The 15,638-nt window shown below is 44.0% G+C and carries 12 protein-coding genes; 5 read left to right on the top strand and 7 right to left on the bottom strand.

Going from position 1 to position 15,638, the window contains the following annotated elements; translation table 11 throughout:
• The first annotated feature begins 17 nt into the window (after positions 1-17).
• Complete coding sequence (locus tag QSH61_RS19075) at positions 18-1,247, top strand: alginate lyase family protein (protein ID WP_206471122.1); 1,230 nt, start codon at positions 18-20, stop codon at positions 1,245-1,247.
• Between the two features lie 238 nt (positions 1,248-1,485).
• Here the strand turns inward: QSH61_RS19075 and QSH61_RS19070 are convergent, their stop codons facing one another.
• The 6 genes from QSH61_RS19070 to QSH61_RS19045 all read right to left on the bottom strand — a co-directional run bounded on the left by QSH61_RS19070 (position 1,486) and on the right by QSH61_RS19045 (position 9,297).
• A complete protein-coding gene (locus QSH61_RS19070; RefSeq protein ID WP_206471123.1) occupies positions 1,486-1,992 on the bottom strand; it encodes a hypothetical protein in 507 nt (168 codons plus the stop codon).
• Positions 1,993-2,078: 86 nt separating this feature from the next.
• The gene (ltaE, locus tag QSH61_RS19065) at positions 2,079-3,089 is read right to left on the bottom strand and encodes a low-specificity L-threonine aldolase (RefSeq protein ID WP_206471124.1); all 1,011 of its coding nucleotides are present in this window, start codon (positions 3,087-3,089) and stop codon (positions 2,079-2,081) included.
• 331 nt (positions 3,090-3,420) lie between these two features.
• Entirely contained in the window at positions 3,421-5,169 is a 1,749-nt protein-coding gene (locus tag QSH61_RS19060; protein WP_206471125.1) for a hemopexin repeat-containing protein, read from the bottom strand.
• Between the two features lie 114 nt (positions 5,170-5,283).
• A complete protein-coding gene (locus QSH61_RS19055) occupies positions 5,284-6,870 on the bottom strand; it encodes a sugar porter family MFS transporter (RefSeq protein WP_206471126.1) in 1,587 nt (528 codons plus the stop codon).
• A 6-nt stretch (positions 6,871-6,876) separates the two neighbouring features.
• The gene (locus tag QSH61_RS19050) at positions 6,877-7,884 is read right to left on the bottom strand and encodes a LacI family DNA-binding transcriptional regulator (protein ID WP_010607488.1); all 1,008 of its coding nucleotides are present in this window, start codon (positions 7,882-7,884) and stop codon (positions 6,877-6,879) included.
• 69 nt (positions 7,885-7,953) lie between these two features.
• Positions 7,954-9,297, bottom strand: coding sequence for a GH1 family beta-glucosidase (locus tag QSH61_RS19045; protein WP_010607487.1), 1,344 nt, complete (start codon positions 9,295-9,297; stop codon positions 7,954-7,956).
• A 185-nt stretch (positions 9,298-9,482) separates the two neighbouring features.
• On the opposite strand from QSH61_RS19045, the gene QSH61_RS19040 reads away from it, so the two are divergent.
• The 4 genes from QSH61_RS19040 (at position 9,483) to QSH61_RS19025 (ending at position 14,744) form a co-directional block, all read left to right on the top strand.
• Positions 9,483-10,733: a sugar MFS transporter gene (locus tag QSH61_RS19040; protein ID WP_206471127.1), complete on the top strand. Its 1,251-nt coding sequence runs from the start codon at positions 9,483-9,485 to the stop codon at positions 10,731-10,733.
• Positions 10,734-10,736: 3 nt separating this feature from the next.
• On the top strand, positions 10,737-13,277 hold the full coding sequence (locus QSH61_RS19035) for a glycoside hydrolase family 3 protein (protein WP_206471128.1): 2,541 nt from the start codon (positions 10,737-10,739) through the stop codon (positions 13,275-13,277).
• A gap of 249 nt (positions 13,278-13,526) precedes the next feature.
• On the top strand, positions 13,527-13,931 hold the full coding sequence (locus QSH61_RS19030; protein WP_130165296.1) for a DUF1801 domain-containing protein: 405 nt from the start codon (positions 13,527-13,529) through the stop codon (positions 13,929-13,931).
• A gap of 273 nt (positions 13,932-14,204) precedes the next feature.
• A complete protein-coding gene (locus QSH61_RS19025) occupies positions 14,205-14,744 on the top strand; it encodes a YqcI/YcgG family protein (protein WP_206471129.1) in 540 nt (179 codons plus the stop codon).
• A 272-nt stretch (positions 14,745-15,016) separates the two neighbouring features.
• On the opposite strand, the gene QSH61_RS19020 is transcribed toward QSH61_RS19025, so the two are convergent.
• Positions 15,017-15,595, bottom strand: coding sequence for a LysE family translocator (locus QSH61_RS19020; protein WP_248298621.1), 579 nt, complete (start codon positions 15,593-15,595; stop codon positions 15,017-15,019).
• Positions 15,596-15,638: the final 43 nt, after the last annotated feature.

The raw sequence follows: 15,638 nt of genomic DNA, 5'->3' as shown, positions 1-15,638 counted from the left end.
TGATTTAGAGAAGTTGCATGAAGGAAAATCTAAAGGTTATAACTAACCTATCAATATCTAAACTTATATTTAACTACAGAAAAAAAGTCAGAGGTGTTGTTGAAAACTTAGAGATTGAAAGCGATGCAAACTTACACAAGTACTTTGTGCATCTTAAGTCTAAGTATCAAGAAGCATTACTTCAAGCAAACAAAGCCGATTTACACAGCCTTGCTGAACAAGCCATGGAACAAGGTGTCATTTCTATATCTGAAAAAGCCATATTACCACCTAGTGGTTGTGATAGAGATTACCTCTCTTTCGCTCCCTATTACTATGTTAATGAAAATACTAACCCATTGACGAAAAGTCGAGAAACAGTTCAACATAGAGATAGTAGATCCAACCCTTTTTTAGCTAGTATTTCTGATAAGCCCAAGTTAGCACAAGTCTGTGCAAGACTGCATGCTGTTTCTCTTTCATACCGCGATACGCCCAGCAACGATAAAATCGAATTCATTGAGTCACAAATAAAAACTTGGTTTATCAATGAAAATACAGCAATGACGCCTCACATGGAATTTGCGCAAATTATGCCTTGGACGGGCAATAAATATGGCTTGGGTATTATAGACTCGCGCTGGCTTTTACTCGCGATTGAAGCTTGTGCATTGGTTGTAGATAAGCTGACATTAGAAACGCTTCATGGCTTCAAAGTTTGGCTACGAGAATTTGCAAAGTGGATCCTCAGCTCCAAAAGCGGTTTAACTGAAGTTGCGAGAAAAAATAACCGTGGCAGCTGGGTCGATGTTTTACTTGCTTATATTCTCTTATTTTTGAATGAAGAGCGTTGCGTGGCGTTAATCGTGGACCACACGCTGAAAAATCGATTTGAAATTCAATTTGATAACAATGGCGATCAACCATTTGAACTCACACGATACAACCCTGTAAGTTACTCGTTATATAACTACTATCCGATAAAATATATATTGCAAATTGATGAATTGATAAATAGTCAGGGTAATAGAGAAAAGAAGATAACGATGAACAAAACTATTTCTCGACTTGAAGCTGCAATCACCTGCCACGAAAGAGGTTCTATCGAGCACATAGACTTTAAGTTAAGTAAAAACCTTAATCTTTATTATCCCTATAGCTTCGCTCAAATCGCTACTTTCCCAGCGGTAATGCCTTTAACATCTAACGCGAAAACACCTGTACCCAACAAGAGCAACACGCCAGCTAAAAGTATCGTCAGTAGTTAAGCAGTAGTGCTAAATATTGTACTACTCGTTAACAAGCCAAGTTTCTTTAGGCACTTGGCTTTTATTCTTCATAGCGCTTAATCAATCTTTTAATTAAGCAAATTGGTATTATCAGCGAGACTTTCTGAGTCCAAAATAGACTATTCAATGTAGCTGATTGGTATAAAAGTGGTAAGTCAGCTCCTGTCTAATCTAAATCCGTGGTGAAATATTCTATAAGAGCCATCACAAGAGAGCGCTAAAATTGGTAACTAACTAAAAAGCTGCCATCAGCACGCTTTTTATGAGACTCGCCGCTTTCGCCATAACCAGCCACCAGCTTCACACTCCATCCAGACTGATTTATACCCGAGAAGTGATAGCTATAACTTAAACCTGCACCATTGGTGGTTTCATCATCAAGTAAATCGATAATTGGCTCAAAAATACCACATGTAATATCATCATCATCTTCACATGCTGGCCCAGCATCTCGTGCCCCCAAAGCCCCTAACACCACGCCTATTGCATGTTTGTTATTATCAGACACCGCTTTCTCATAGCCTATAGAAAACCCATCATCTAAACCGATAAGGTAATTTCCGTACCACCGACTATTACTATCGGCTTGTGGAAGAGAAAGTTCGATTTGACCAAAAAATGGATAGCCAGTACCAACAGAAAAATCGACCGAATTGGCAATGCTTACGGTGCTGATTAGCAAAGCAGAAATACCAAACGTCGCCTTTATCAACGAAGAGAGCATTGAATTTTCCTTATATAACTTCGCACAAAACTAGCAGTAAACGTTCCCAAATAGAATACGTTAAATGTAACGAAATATAATACCTATCACATCAACAAATTGGTGAGTTCTGTTATTAGCTCATCCACATCGGCGCGGCTCACTCCCATATGCGTCACAAATCGCATGCCTTGATATCCTGGAGTGATATTGATGCCCTTTGCCTTTAACTGCTTTGCTATAGTAAAAAGATCAATGCCAGCTTCCACTTCAGCGAAGATAATGTTCGTCTGTACTAAGTGCTTGCATGGCTTAAACCCAGGCAATTGCTCAAGTTTATCAGCTAAATATTGCGCGTTTTGATGATCTTCCTCGAGACGCTCTACATTATGTTGCAAAGCATAAAGACCAGCCGCCGCGAGCATGCCCGCCTGACGCATACCACCTCCAAGCATTTTTCTAAGCCTTCTCGCCTTTTCTATCAATGCTTTATCACCAAGCAATAAAGAGCCAATCGGCGCGCCAAGTCCTTTAGATAAGCAAATAGTAAATGAATCAAAATGCTTTACGATTTCTGTGATATCAACCTTTAACGCGACTGCAGCGTTATAGACTCTTGCACCGTCAAGGTGGAGCTTTAAGCCATGTTCGTCACACAGCGCTCTGGCTTGTGCGATATATTCTAGACTTAACACCTTGCCACCAATGGTGTTTTCTAAACTAAGCAGCTTAGTTTTCGCAAAATGAAAATCATCAGGTTTAATCGCTTGCTTAATTCTTTCTAAGCAAATACTGCCATCGGCCTCGTTTTCCAATGGTTGCGGCTGAATAGAGCCAAGCACAGCCGCTCCACCCGCCTCAAATTTATAATTATGCGCCTGTTGGCCACAAAGATATTCATCCCCTCTTTCACAATGGCTCATCAGTGCAAGCAGGTTTGCTTGCGTGCCTGAGCAGGTAAACAGTGCAGCTTCAAAACCATGACGCTCAGCCGCAAACTGTTCAAGTGCATTCACTGTCGGATCATCACCATAAACATCGTCACCAAGCGGCGCGTCAAACATGCTTTGTTTCATGGCGGGGGTCGGTTGCGTAACCGTATCAGATCTAAAATCCATCAATCTTATCCTTGTCAAAAGAGGAGCACACAGCATAATACCAATTGAATTAATTCTCTAATCAATTTGAAGGGTGAAATAGCATATTAGCTTCGTTAAAAATTTCTCATTTAGAACAACTAAATATCAAAATTTTTGCCTTGCCTATATGGATATAGGTACCTTAGCGGTAGCAGGACGCGAGAGCGGTGCTACTAAAGCTATTTCCCCGCTTCAAGATAGATCATTTACTTAATACAACTGGTATAACTGAAAAACGCGGATTGAAGTAAAAAGCAAGATGAAAAAGGGAGTTGTTCACTCCCTTCAAGATCCGTTACTTTTGCAGTGTTTACTGCAACCCGGGCCAAGTACCGTTATCAATGGCTTTAGGATAACCCGCATCGACTTTGTCAAAAGTAATGCTATATCTTAGATAGCGACCGTCAGCTAAGAAGAAATAGGCACGCGTGTCGTTCCACTTTAATGCTGCACTTATCTTTGTCGCATAGGCACCAAGTCCCGGCCAAGTATTATCGTTGACAGCTTTGGGATACCCACTGTCCACTCGGTCATCTCCCAAGTCATAGCGTAAGTATTGACCATCATCTAGGAAGAAATACACCTTATCGGACGTCCAACGAAGGGTTGCGGTTATTTTATTTGCGTAGGCAGCAAGTCCCGGCCAAGTATTGTTATCAATTGTTTTAGGGTAACCTGCTCGTACCTTATCGCTCTGTACGTCATAGCTTAGGTATTGACCATCCGATAGGAAGTAGTACACCGTACCACTGTCTTTATAAAAACTTGCACGAATTTGTTCTGCATAATCCCCAAGTCCCGGCCAGTTGCCATTAGTCACCGATACCGGATAGCCATCATCCGTTTTATCTAACACAGTATCGTAACGCCAGTAGCGTGCATCTTCAGAGAAAAAGTAGCTTTTAGTATTGTGCCACTGATGCGCCGCACTGAGTTTCAGCTCGGTAACTCGATAACCAACATGCACACCCTGTTGCTCAAAGCTATAGTTATTGATGCCAGATACGGGCTGCGGGTCTTGCCACTGGGCAACACCCGCAGGCAAAGTTTCAATCAGTTGATCATTTCGATAAACACGCGTTTGTACATTCGCACCATTTAGCCACGTAAATAGTTTATTACCATAATTGAGTTTACGAACCCCTAAGTCACCGTACATCGGCGTGCTTTCAAAACCCGCTTGCACATTTGTTTCAATGCCCATGTAAGATAAAATCGTCGGTACAATCGCTGTTTGTGCTGGATAGCCATATAAACCAGAAAAGTCGGTATTAGCAGGATTAACATCTTTTGAGCTAAATTCTTTATTCAACACTTTGTTAGTGGCCATAAAGATGGTTTTTTCCGGCTCGGTTTGCTCACCGTGATGACAGCCAACAACCGGTGTACGGCCATGATCAGTGGTGACCATCACCAACCAGTTCTCACCGCTTTGCTCTCTTGCTTCAACCGCGTCGAGCAGTTTACCCAGTCGCTTGTCCGCATCTTCTACCGATTTATTGTAGGCAGAACCAAAGCATAAGCTGTGGCCCACAGCGTCCGGTTCATCTAAATGTAAAAAGACAAAATCTGGTGAGCCGCTGTTTAAGGTAGCCAGCGCTTTATTTAAATTATCGTCGTCGCTGCCTCCCTCCGATCTTCTGTCCATCAAGGCAACATCGTCACTGAAGAATTGCGTATGAATAGGTCCCCAAGTACTAAAACTTGAGATATCGGCGTTAGCATCATGTTCTGCGATGTAACGATAAAGACTGGGATAGGCTTTGTTTGCTAGGCCTGAGTCGTTGCTCGGCACTTGATGCTTATTCACCCAAACCCCAGTTAAAATTGTCGCCCAACCTGGGCCACTTTTGGTTTTTTGCTGTGTTTGTGTTTTTGCGATCCCGCCAGTGTAAGCTTGAGTTAGATATAGGCGATCAAAGTTCGGTGTATTATTGGCACCAATTTTTTCGTATTGCAGGCCATCGATACCAATAAGCAATACTTTGTTTTCAAGTGCATCTGCACTTGCGGTAAATGAAAGTGCAAGTAATGCACTGCTAAGCACGGGTAATTTCATTATCTTTCCTTTAAATGTGAATTCCTGGACTAGTCCAAGAAAGATAATAAATCCCAAACATGAAAAATCGTTTACAAAAAAATTACATGAAAAAATATTTTATCGCGGGTTTTGCTAACCTGCTCTTGCTTCCAAACTTTCGCTTAGCTGCTCCAAGCTCTTACCTTTGGTTTCTTCCACAAACAAAAATACCAGCGCAAACGAAAGCAATGAAAACAGACTGTACAATAAAAAGGTGGTGCTTGCCCCTAAATATTCAAGCTCCCACGGAAACACTAGTTGTACAGTAAAACTGGCGGCATTATTAATCACACCGACAACGGAAATCGCAACGGCTCGAATTGCATTTGGAAATATCTCCGAAAACATTACCCACATGACTGGCCCCAGCGACATCGCGAACGACGCGACAAAAAGGGAAATCCCAAGCAGAACCAGTTTTGCTGGCATATTAATACAGTGTGCGAAAATCACTGACTTGTATTGCCGGTACTCATCTGCAGTTAAACGCTGTTTTATCGCGTCATTAAATGCAACGTCGGAGGTGAAAGTCTGGCCTAATATTGGTGCTAATGCATGCGCAGGAAAATCGGCTACTTCTGTCTTAATTTCAGCAATATGTGCTGTATTTAGCTGATAAGTTGCTTGTTTAAAACCCCAGCTACACAACGCCATACTAAAGCAAATGCCCGTTAACCCGATGAGTAACAATGGCCGCCGTCCGAGTTTATCTATGGTCAATAGCGCAACGATGGTAAAAACCACATTGATCAGACCAATCCAAATCGCTTGCATAAATGCAGCATCAGTACCAATACCGCTTTGCTCAAAAATGGTCGGGGCATAAAAAAACACCACATTAATCCCGGTGACTTGCTGCGCGATGGCAAGCACAACCCCTACCATCAGAGGGACACGAAGTCGCTTACTAAACAAACTGCCCATTTTGCGCGCAAGCGACAAACTACTCAGTTGCAGTTTAGGTAACGCCGCTTGAATAGCATCAAGTTGCTGTTGTGCATTGTTGCTACCAAATAATCGCGTTAATGTGCGTTTAGCCTCTAGCTGCTGATCTTTCATCAATAACCACCGAGGGCTTCGTGGCAATAACAGTAACAACAAAATCCACGCCAGTGCTGGCAGCGCCTCAACACCAAGCATCCAACGCCATGTTTGAGTATCTATTTGCCAACCAGACACCCACATTGCTTCGCTATGACTGAGCTGAAGTAAGAAATAGTTAGTGAAATAGGAGATAAATAGGCCAACGACTATATTGAGCTGATTAACCGATACTAAACGCCCGCGCTGATCCGCTAAGCTGATCTCAGCAATATACATGGGCGCCACCATCAAAGAACAAAATGCCATTCCACCAATGAAACGCGCAATCACCAATGCTTCAAACGAAGTTGCGAAAGCCGAGCCAATCGCGGAGACAAAATACAAACACGCGGTCATCAGCAATGTTTGCTTACGGCCAATAGCGTCTGCCACCGGTCCTGCAATAAGTGTTGCGACCAACCCTCCTAAGGTAGGTGCACTCACGACTATCCCTTGCTGCCATGGGGTGAGCTTAAAGGCCTCACTGATAAAGCCAATTGCACCCGAAATCACCGACGCATCAAAGCCAAAAATAAACCCGCCTAACGATACAATTAAGGTGTACTTTAATGCATTGGATATCGACAAGCTGGTCATCGCTTATTACTCTGCTTTTACGGCGATAGAATCGCGCAAGATTAAAGTTGGTGGGTAGAGATTTTCTACATCGGGTTGGTGCTTCTCTTTATACACATACTTAAGTACCCAACGCGCCGCCGCATTGCCCATTTTACGAATGGGGTTATCTATGGTGGTGAGTTTTGGATAAAGATATTTGGTAAATAACACATCGTCAAAGCCTACAACGGAAAGCGCTGATGGGACATCAAGTCCAGCTTCTCTGGCCGCAGTCATCGCACCTGATGCCATCTCATCGTTTGCGCAAACCAAGGCACTAAAGCGCTGCCCTGTTTGCATTAAATGATTAAATCCCGCGATGCCATCGGTTTCATGATAACCGCCTTCAAATGAGAGCTTAGGATCAAATGACACATTGTATTCAGCTAAGGCTTTTTGATGACCAGCCAGACGCGCTTTGGCGTCAAGCTTAAATAACGGTCCACTGATATACGCTATATCTCGATGTCCGCGCTGCAATAGCGCCTCAGTCGCTAAGTATCCACCCAGTTCGTTGTCAGTATAAAAGCAGCGCTCTGCCAACTCTGGAATGTGGCGGTTCACTAGCACCAGTTCTACATCTCGTCCCGCAAGCTCAATGAGATATTCATCACTGACTGCTTCTGCATGCACAATTAAGGCATCGCAGCGCCTATCCAATAAAAATTCGATGGCTTGTTGTTCCTTTTCTTCATCACTGTGGCCCGCAGCAATAATGGCATGTTTACCCGCAGTTCTTAGCGTACTCTCTATGGTGCTCATCATGTCACCAAAGAAAGAGCCGTGTAGCTCAGATACCATAAGCCCCACACTGTTACTGCGGTTAGAAGCCAAAGATTGCGCGATGGCGTTAGGTTTATAACCTAACTCTGACATTGCCGCGAGCACCTTCTCTTTGGTTTTGTCACTCACCTTTGCATTGCCATTCATCACCCGTGACACCGTGGCTAATGATACCCCTGCAGCTTTTGAGACTTCGTAAATCGTTGCCATATCTATTACTTTTATTCCATCAGTTGTATCTGCGCACTATACCAATTTTGGCTAAAAATGCGCATAGTTTTAGACACTTGATTTACGCTCAAACAGCATCGTTTGGTAGGCTTTTGCACTCGCCTTTAAAGTTCTTTGCTGAGTATGATAATCAACGTGCACAATACCAAAGCGTTGCGTATACCCCTCTGCCCATTCGAAATTATCCATTAAACTCCATGCAAAGTAGCCACGAATATCAACGCCCTGCTCCATTGCTTGATTAACCGCGAGCAGGTGAGATTGGAAGTAAGCCAGCCTTTGCACGTCTAATACTTCGCCATTTTCCATTTTGTCGTCAAAGGCAGCACCATTTTCTGTGATATAAAGTGGTGGCAACTGGTACTCAGCATGTAACTCCCGAAGCAATGCACAAAATGAGTCTGGCACGACTTCCCAGCCCATTGTAGTGAGCGTTTCGGCACTAGGCTCAACTTGTTCATACCATCCATTACCATCAGATTGATAAATATTTCGGGTGTAATAGTTCACGCCAAGATAATCAATGGGGGCAGCAATAATCTCTAAATCTCCAGCTAGAATATCTGGCTGTACGTCTTTGGGGAGCTGGGCAAGTAAATCTGGGTACTGCCCTTCAAGAATTGGCTTGATATACCAGTGATTACAGTAATCATCCGCGATTTTTGCCGCTTCCACGTCACAATGCGCTGTAGACACAGGATCCGCATTGGCAAAATTCAACACGACTCCATGGAGGCTATTTGGGCAATGCGCTCTTAACACTTGCATCGCTAAACCATGGGCAAGAAGCAGGTGATGAGCTGCTTGTCGTCCCGCCGCTTGGGAGCGCAAGCCCGGTGCATGAATACCTAATTCATACCCCAAATGTGCACTACAAAATGGTTCATTTAACGTGGTGTACGCATACACTTTATCGCCAAGCGCTTTACATACCACCTCGGTATACCGTGCAAACGCCACAGCCGTTTCTCGATTCAGCCACCCGCCCTTATCCTCAAGCGCTTGTGGTAAGTCCCAGTGATATAGCGTGACAAACACTTTTAAGCCTTTAGCAACCAACGCATCGACCAATTGTTGGTAAAATGAAAGTCCTGCATCGTTAACCGTGCCATCATCATTCATTACTCTTGGCCAAGAAATAGAAAGGCGATAGGCGTCAACCCCCAAACTGGTTATGAGTTCAACATCTTGCTGCCACCTAGATATATGCTCACAGGCAATATCACCGTTACTACTATCCTTTATCGCGCCATCATGTTCACAAAACCTATCCCAAATTGACTCACAACGCCCACGCCGCTCACCTTCGATTTGAAATGACGAAGTCGCAACGCCGAAAATATAGTCTGCCTTCAACATGGCCGAGTGTGTTGGCAGGATAATTTTATTCATGGTTAATCGTTCCAAGTTATGTGTTCACGCCAAGGTACGAGCGTGTTGTGTTAGTCACAGTGCAAGGCAAAAACATTTTTTATTTGAATTCGTGTTCGCTTTCTGCAATCATCATTAAAAATGTAAGCGCTTTCATTTTTATAAATGTAAGCGCTTTACCAAAAAAAATCAACTAGGAGTTTGTCGTGAGCGTACCGTCTCAACCACAGGTTTCAGCAGCAATCGCCACGGGCCATACTGGTCAGTACCGATTTGCTTTGGGGGCCCTCACCTCACTATTTTTTATGTGGGGTTTCATTACTTGCTTGAATGATATTTTAATTCCGTACCTCAAAGGCGCGTTTGAGCTTAATTACACTCAAGCGATGCTGATCCAATTTTGCTTTTTTAGTGCCTATTTTGTTGTTTCGGTGCCAGCTGGCAAATTGGTTGGAAAAATCGGCTATCAAAAAGGCATTGTAACTGGATTACTTACCGCAGGCGTTGGTTGTGTGCTTTTTTACCCAGCGGCTGAAAGTGGTATCTACGGCGTGTTTTTATTCGCGCTATTTGTACTAGCGGCAGGGATCACAGTGCTACAAGTTGCTGCTAACCCGTTTGTTAGTGTACTTGGCTCTCCCGAAACTGCCCCTGCACGACTCACCATGACCCAAGCCTTTAACTCTCTTGGTACGACTGTCGCCCCATTTTTTGGCGCCATGCTCATCTTCAGTGAGGGAAGCACAGTTGAGGTGGGCAATGCCAGCGCAACCCAATTGCCTTACTTAATGTTAGCAGCCATGCTCGCGTCATTGGCTTTGATCTTTGCCTTTATCAAACTTCCCCAGCTAAGTAGTACTACTGAGGAAGTCACCACAGGTGAAATCAAGGCATGGCAGCATAAACATTTGGTGCTTGGTGCAATCGGTATTTTCGTTTATGTTGGGGCTGAAGTGGCGATTGGCTCAACACTCGTTAGCTTCTTACATCAACCGGACATTGGCAACATGACCGAAGCCCAAGCCGCAAAGCTCATCGCATATTATTGGGGTGGAGCCATGGTCGGACGCTTTATTGGCGCGCTAGTCATGCAGAAAATATCGGGTCGAACCGTGCTCGCCTTTAATGCAGCCTGTGCATTTGCATTAGTACTTATCGCAGTAATTAGCAGCGGTCAGCTCGCCCTTTGGAGCATTTTGGCGGTCGGGCTTTGTAACTCAGTGATGTTCCCGACTATCTTTAGCTTATCGTTGAATGGGCTTGGAAAACAAACGGCACAAGGCTCTGGTATTCTCTGTCTTGCTATTGTTGGCGGTGCAGTTATCCCGCTATTTCAAGGGATGCTAGCAGACGGAATCAATCTGCAGCTATCATTCTTACTGCCAGCTTTATGCTATATCTACATCGCCTACTTTGGATTAACAGGCGCAACTCCCCAGCGTTTCAAGAGTAATTAAGACATGAAAACGAAAATAACCATGCTAAGTCTTGCAATGGCTGTCGCAACCTTAACCGGATGTAGCGAAAGCCCAAATAAAACCAGTGTTGATGCAGCTCGCCAAGTGAAAAATTGGCCAGCGCTGACGCCTGCTATCCAAACCGATAACAATCTAGAAGAAAGAGTTCGGTCGATACTCGCTAAGATGACTCTGGAGCAAAAAATTGCGCAGATGATCCAGCCTGAGATTCGAAATATTACCGTCGCAGAAATGCGAGAATACGGATTCGGCTCATATCTCAATGGTGGTGGCGCATTTCCTTACAACAACAAACATGCAACGCCTGCTGATTGGGTCAAACTTGCCGAAGCGCTTTACCAAGCATCGATTGACGATAGCCTAGATGGCAGCACTATTCCTACCATGTGGGGAACGGATGCGGTTCATGGCCACAATAACGTCATTGGCGCTACGCTATTTCCACATAACATTGGCCTTGGCGCGGCAAATAACCCCGATCTCATCGAGAAAATCGCCCATATTACCGCAAAAGAAGTGTTAGCCACCGGGATTGATTGGATCTTTGCCCCGACGGTCGCGGTGGTACGTGATGATCGCTGGGGACGCACCTATGAAGGATACTCGGAGCATCCCGACATCGTAAAAGCGTATTCCAGCGCTATTGTTAAAGGCTTACAGGGCGATCCTAAGGCGGACTTTCTTGGTAAGAACCGCGTGATCAGCACGGTAAAGCATTTTGTCGGCGATGGTGGCACAGTTGATGGTGACGACCAAGGCGACAACATCGCCTCTGAAAAAGCATTAATTGCACTTCACGCTCAAGGCTACGTAGGCGGACTTGAAGCCGGAGCACAATCGGTGATGGCATCGTTTAACAGTTGGCATGGCGAAAAAGTGCATGGCAGCCATTATTTGCTTACCCAAGTGCTCAAAGAGCGAATGAATTTTGATGGTTTTGTGGTGAGCGATTGGAATGGTCACGGCCAAATAAAAGGCTGTACGAACGACAGCTGTGCAGAGGCCATTAATGCCGGCATTGATATTGTCATGGCCCCGAACGACTGGAAAGCCTTGTACAACAATACGCTAGCGCAAGCAAAAAGCGGCGCTATCGCGCAGTCTCGCATTGATGATGCAGTAAGTCGTATTTTAAGAGTTAAACTCCGTGCGGGACTTTTTGAAAAACCAAGTCCTGCAAATCGTCCATTGGCTGGCAACTCAGAAATCATTGGCGCAGAGTCGCACCGTAAAGTCGCGCGCCAAGCCGTACGTGAGTCACTGGTTTTACTCAAAAACAAAGATCAACTATTACCACTTAAACCGAACCAACATATTTTGTTAGCAGGCGATGGTGCCGACAATATCGGCAAACAATCGGGCGGATGGAGCATTACCTGGCAAGGTACCAACAACACCAATGCCGACTTCCCGGGCGCTACTTCTATTTATGATGGTATAAAGCAGCAAGCAGAAGCGGCTGGTGGCACCGTCACATTAAATACTCGCGGTGATTTCGAAGATAAGCCTGACGTTGCCATTGTGGTATTTGGCGAAGATCCCTATGCAGAAGGCCACGGTGATAGAGCAACACTTGAATACAAGCCGTCTGATAAATCTGATCTCGCATTACTCAAACGCTTTAAACAAGCTGGAATTCCTACAGTGGCGGTGTTTATCAGTGGTCGCCCAATGTGGGTAAACCCCGAACTCAACGCATCCGATGCATTTGTGGCGGCATGGTTACCGGGATCTGAGGGAATTGGGATAAGCGATGTATTATTGGCCGACAAAAATGGCCAAGTTAAGTATGATTTTACTGGCAAGCTTAGTTACTCTTGGCCAAAAACGCCGACACAAATCGTAAATTACCAAGATGAAAATTACGACCCGCTTTTACCTTATGGTTTTGGCTTACGTTATTCAGACCAAAGTGTACTAGCAGATAATTTACCAGAGCAAATACAAACTCAGGCAAATCTCGCCAGCGGTGTAGACTTGCTGGTAAGATCAATCAATAAACCTTGGCAAGGCCATTTATACAGCAGTGCCGAAAATCAACTGATAAATGCCAACACCCATACGCTTGGTGGTATTAGCTACCGCACAACGGACAGAGAAGTACAAGAAGATGCCATTCAGCTACTTTTTGACGGTAGTCGACGCAGCGGCTTTAGACTCGCTAGTGAAAGCTACTTTAGAGAAGACATAAGCCCAAGTATTCCAACCGACAGCGCTCTTACCTTTAAAGTACAAGTTGATGCAGCGCCAGATAAACCGGTTTGGGTAGCGATGAGCTGTGAAGGCGAAGCGGACGCAAACGGCTCATGCACCGCAAAAGTCGATATTGCTAAGCAACTTCAAGCTATGCCTTTAGCCAAATGGCAATCACTAAGCATTGACCTCAATTGCTTTACAACCCAAGGCATGGACTTCACTAAAACCGTTGTCCCTTTCGAACTTTCAACCGCTGGAATACTAGAGGTAACGCTGTCTGAGATACAGATCTCTTCAGAAGCATCACCAACACTAAGCTGCAATTAGTCCCCTTAACACGATGTGGGCACGAGGCTGTGTTCACATCGTTTTTTAGTGTCTAATGAAGCAACTTTAATGTGGACTAGAATTTAAGAGATCTAAGGTAAGCCAATTGTCTGATGCGCTCGTTTATTCTTTTTACAGGGCACAAACAAGCGATTTAAAAAGTCACACCAAGAGCACACTTGCCCTCACCTGCTCAATTTAATACTCTACTTTATGAGCTAAATGAGCTAACACCAAGGAAGAGCCAGAGTGTCAAACATAGCCGAACAAGTGATTAGTACCTATCCACCTGCTGCACAAGCAAAAATCAGGGCACTGCGAAGCCTCGTTATGCAGGTTGCCAGTGAGCAAAACTTTGGCGCAGTGATTGAGGCAATAAAGTGGGGAGAGTTAAGCTTTAATGTTAAATCGGGTAGTCCTTTCCGTATGGCTTGGAAAGCCAAAACACCTACTAACTATCACCTTTATTTTCACTGTCAAACGAAGCTAGTTGATACATTTAGAGTACTATTTTCCGACGAGTTACAGTTTGAAGGAAACCGAGCGATAGTCCTTAAACTGGAAGAAGACATGCCAGCCGCGCTACTCTACCGCTGTATCGCCATTGCAATGGACTATAAAAACCTCAAAAACTTACCTTTACTCGGACAATAACAACCAATCTGGGTAAACCTTGCCCGGAGCGAAAAACCCACCGTTACCAATTTTTACAACCGTGTACTTCTTACCTGAATAAAACGTGAAAAATTTACCCCATTAAAACACGAAGATTAAAAATCAATTAAATTCAATAACTTAAAGATTTAAATTTGTGGTTCGAGCCTTGCTTACATAGTGATAGATAAACAATGTAGATGCATTTCGCCATTCAGCATTGGAAACCACCAAAACCAACTAGCGCAAATAACAACATTAGGAGCATAAAACATGACACCACAACCCGAGCTGCAAGATAGTTTTATTGATTTCGTGAACAAGCAGCAATTTCCATGCATTTGTGGTGGTAATAGAGCCGAATTAGCATTTAACCATGTTGAGGTTTTAGGTTTTGGCGATCTCACCTCAAGACACAACAACTTTAGTTTGATAACGAGCCTCTATTCTTTTGTCGAAAAGGTAGATTTTGACAACATGAAAAGTGCCGCGTTTGTGGCGGTTTTTGAGCAGAGCCAACACTTAGATGACAGCGACTTTAATAAGTCTGTTTGGCGTAAACTGCAGGAATTGCAAAACCTAGTTTCGCAGAGCACTCCGAGAGGGCCGCATTCTCAATCGTCAGATTGCAGCAATAATTTTCATTTTAATTTGGATGGCGAGCCGCTTTATATCACTTGTTTAAGCCCTACAAGCGCATCGAGAAACAGAAAGTTTAAGTACCCAGCGATTGTTTTTAACTTAATGCCTCAGTTTGAGGTCCCACAGAGTTTCCGTGTCGTCGAATCACACATAGAAACCCACAGAATTTAATGCACATTGTACCAACGGAGAGGAACTAGATATGAGCAACATCATGGTAATCGATTTTATTATTTACGTCGTCATTGGCATATTAACAACTTTGGGTTGTTTTGGCTTAATGAGTGCTTCAAGCGCTTATTCAAATCTAAGTAGCCCAACCAGTCGCACTAAGGCGAGTAAGCCTGCTGCAGTGCGGAGCTAAGCGATGCCGAATTCAAGCTTTGCTCCCTTAAACTACTCGCGGGAAAAGGGAGTATGCTTACATTTTTAAGCCACTCAAACTACTTACCGGCGGCAACTAAACCGGCGCCAAACCCAAAAAACACGCCACCGCTCACTTTGTTCATCATCGTCATGCTCTTAGGTGATGACAATTTAGTCTTAGCAAGGCCAGAAAACACCGCATAAGAAATATGCACCATAAACACCAGCAGGCTAAAGGTAAAAACCAACAACATAAATTGCGGCATAAAGGCATTTTCCACATTGATAAATTGCGGAAAGATAGACATAAAGAAAATAACAGCCTTAGGATTGGTGATCGAAACAAAAAAGCCTTCTAAAAAGCACTTTTTCATCGTACTTGCAGCAATAGACTTGCCTAATTTACTCTCACCTTTAGTTCGCCACATTTTGTAGCCTAAATAGAAAAGATATGCAGCGCCAATAAATTTAACGACCGTAAATGCCAACACGGAACTGGCTAAGATCACACCTAAACTTGATGCCGATACCCCAGCGACAATCAAAATCCCGAGCGCGACACCACAAATACCAGCTAAAGACTTGGCAAAGCCTCTTTGAATTGAGTTATTGATAGTCAGCATAACCGCAGGCCCTGGTAATAAAATTGTCGCCAAAGCGACACCTACAAACAGCAAATAATTGTCCAAAACATCAACC

This window comes from Pseudoalteromonas sp. JC3, from assembly GCF_030291895.1.
GTDB lineage: Bacteria > Pseudomonadota > Gammaproteobacteria > Enterobacterales > Alteromonadaceae > Pseudoalteromonas.
The sequence above is the reverse complement of the archived record's forward strand: the minus strand, read 5'-3'. Positions and strand labels throughout refer to the sequence as shown.

Excerpts from the sequence above, each read along its gene's own strand:
- QSH61_RS19045 (WP_010607487.1), bottom strand. The coding sequence starts at position 9,297 with ATGAATAAAATTATCCTGCCAACACACTCGGCCATGTTGAAGGCAGAC.
- QSH61_RS19075 (WP_206471122.1), top strand. The coding sequence starts at position 18 with ATGAAGGAAAATCTAAAGGTTATAACTAACCTATCAATATCTAAACTT.
- ltaE (WP_206471124.1), bottom strand. The coding sequence starts at position 3,089 with ATGGATTTTAGATCTGATACGGTTACGCAACCGACCCCCGCCATGAAA.
- QSH61_RS19025 (WP_206471129.1), top strand. The coding sequence starts at position 14,205 with ATGACACCACAACCCGAGCTGCAAGATAGTTTTATTGATTTCGTGAAC.
- QSH61_RS19060 (WP_206471125.1), bottom strand. The coding sequence starts at position 5,169 with ATGAAATTACCCGTGCTTAGCAGTGCATTACTTGCACTTTCATTTACC.
- QSH61_RS19050 (WP_010607488.1), bottom strand. The coding sequence starts at position 7,884 with ATGGCAACGATTTACGAAGTCTCAAAAGCTGCAGGGGTATCATTAGCC.
- QSH61_RS19035 (WP_206471128.1), top strand. The coding sequence starts at position 10,737 with ATGAAAACGAAAATAACCATGCTAAGTCTTGCAATGGCTGTCGCAACC.
- QSH61_RS19055 (WP_206471126.1), bottom strand. The coding sequence starts at position 6,870 with ATGACCAGCTTGTCGATATCCAATGCATTAAAGTACACCTTAATTGTA.
- QSH61_RS19070 (WP_206471123.1), bottom strand. The coding sequence starts at position 1,992 with ATGCTCTCTTCGTTGATAAAGGCGACGTTTGGTATTTCTGCTTTGCTA.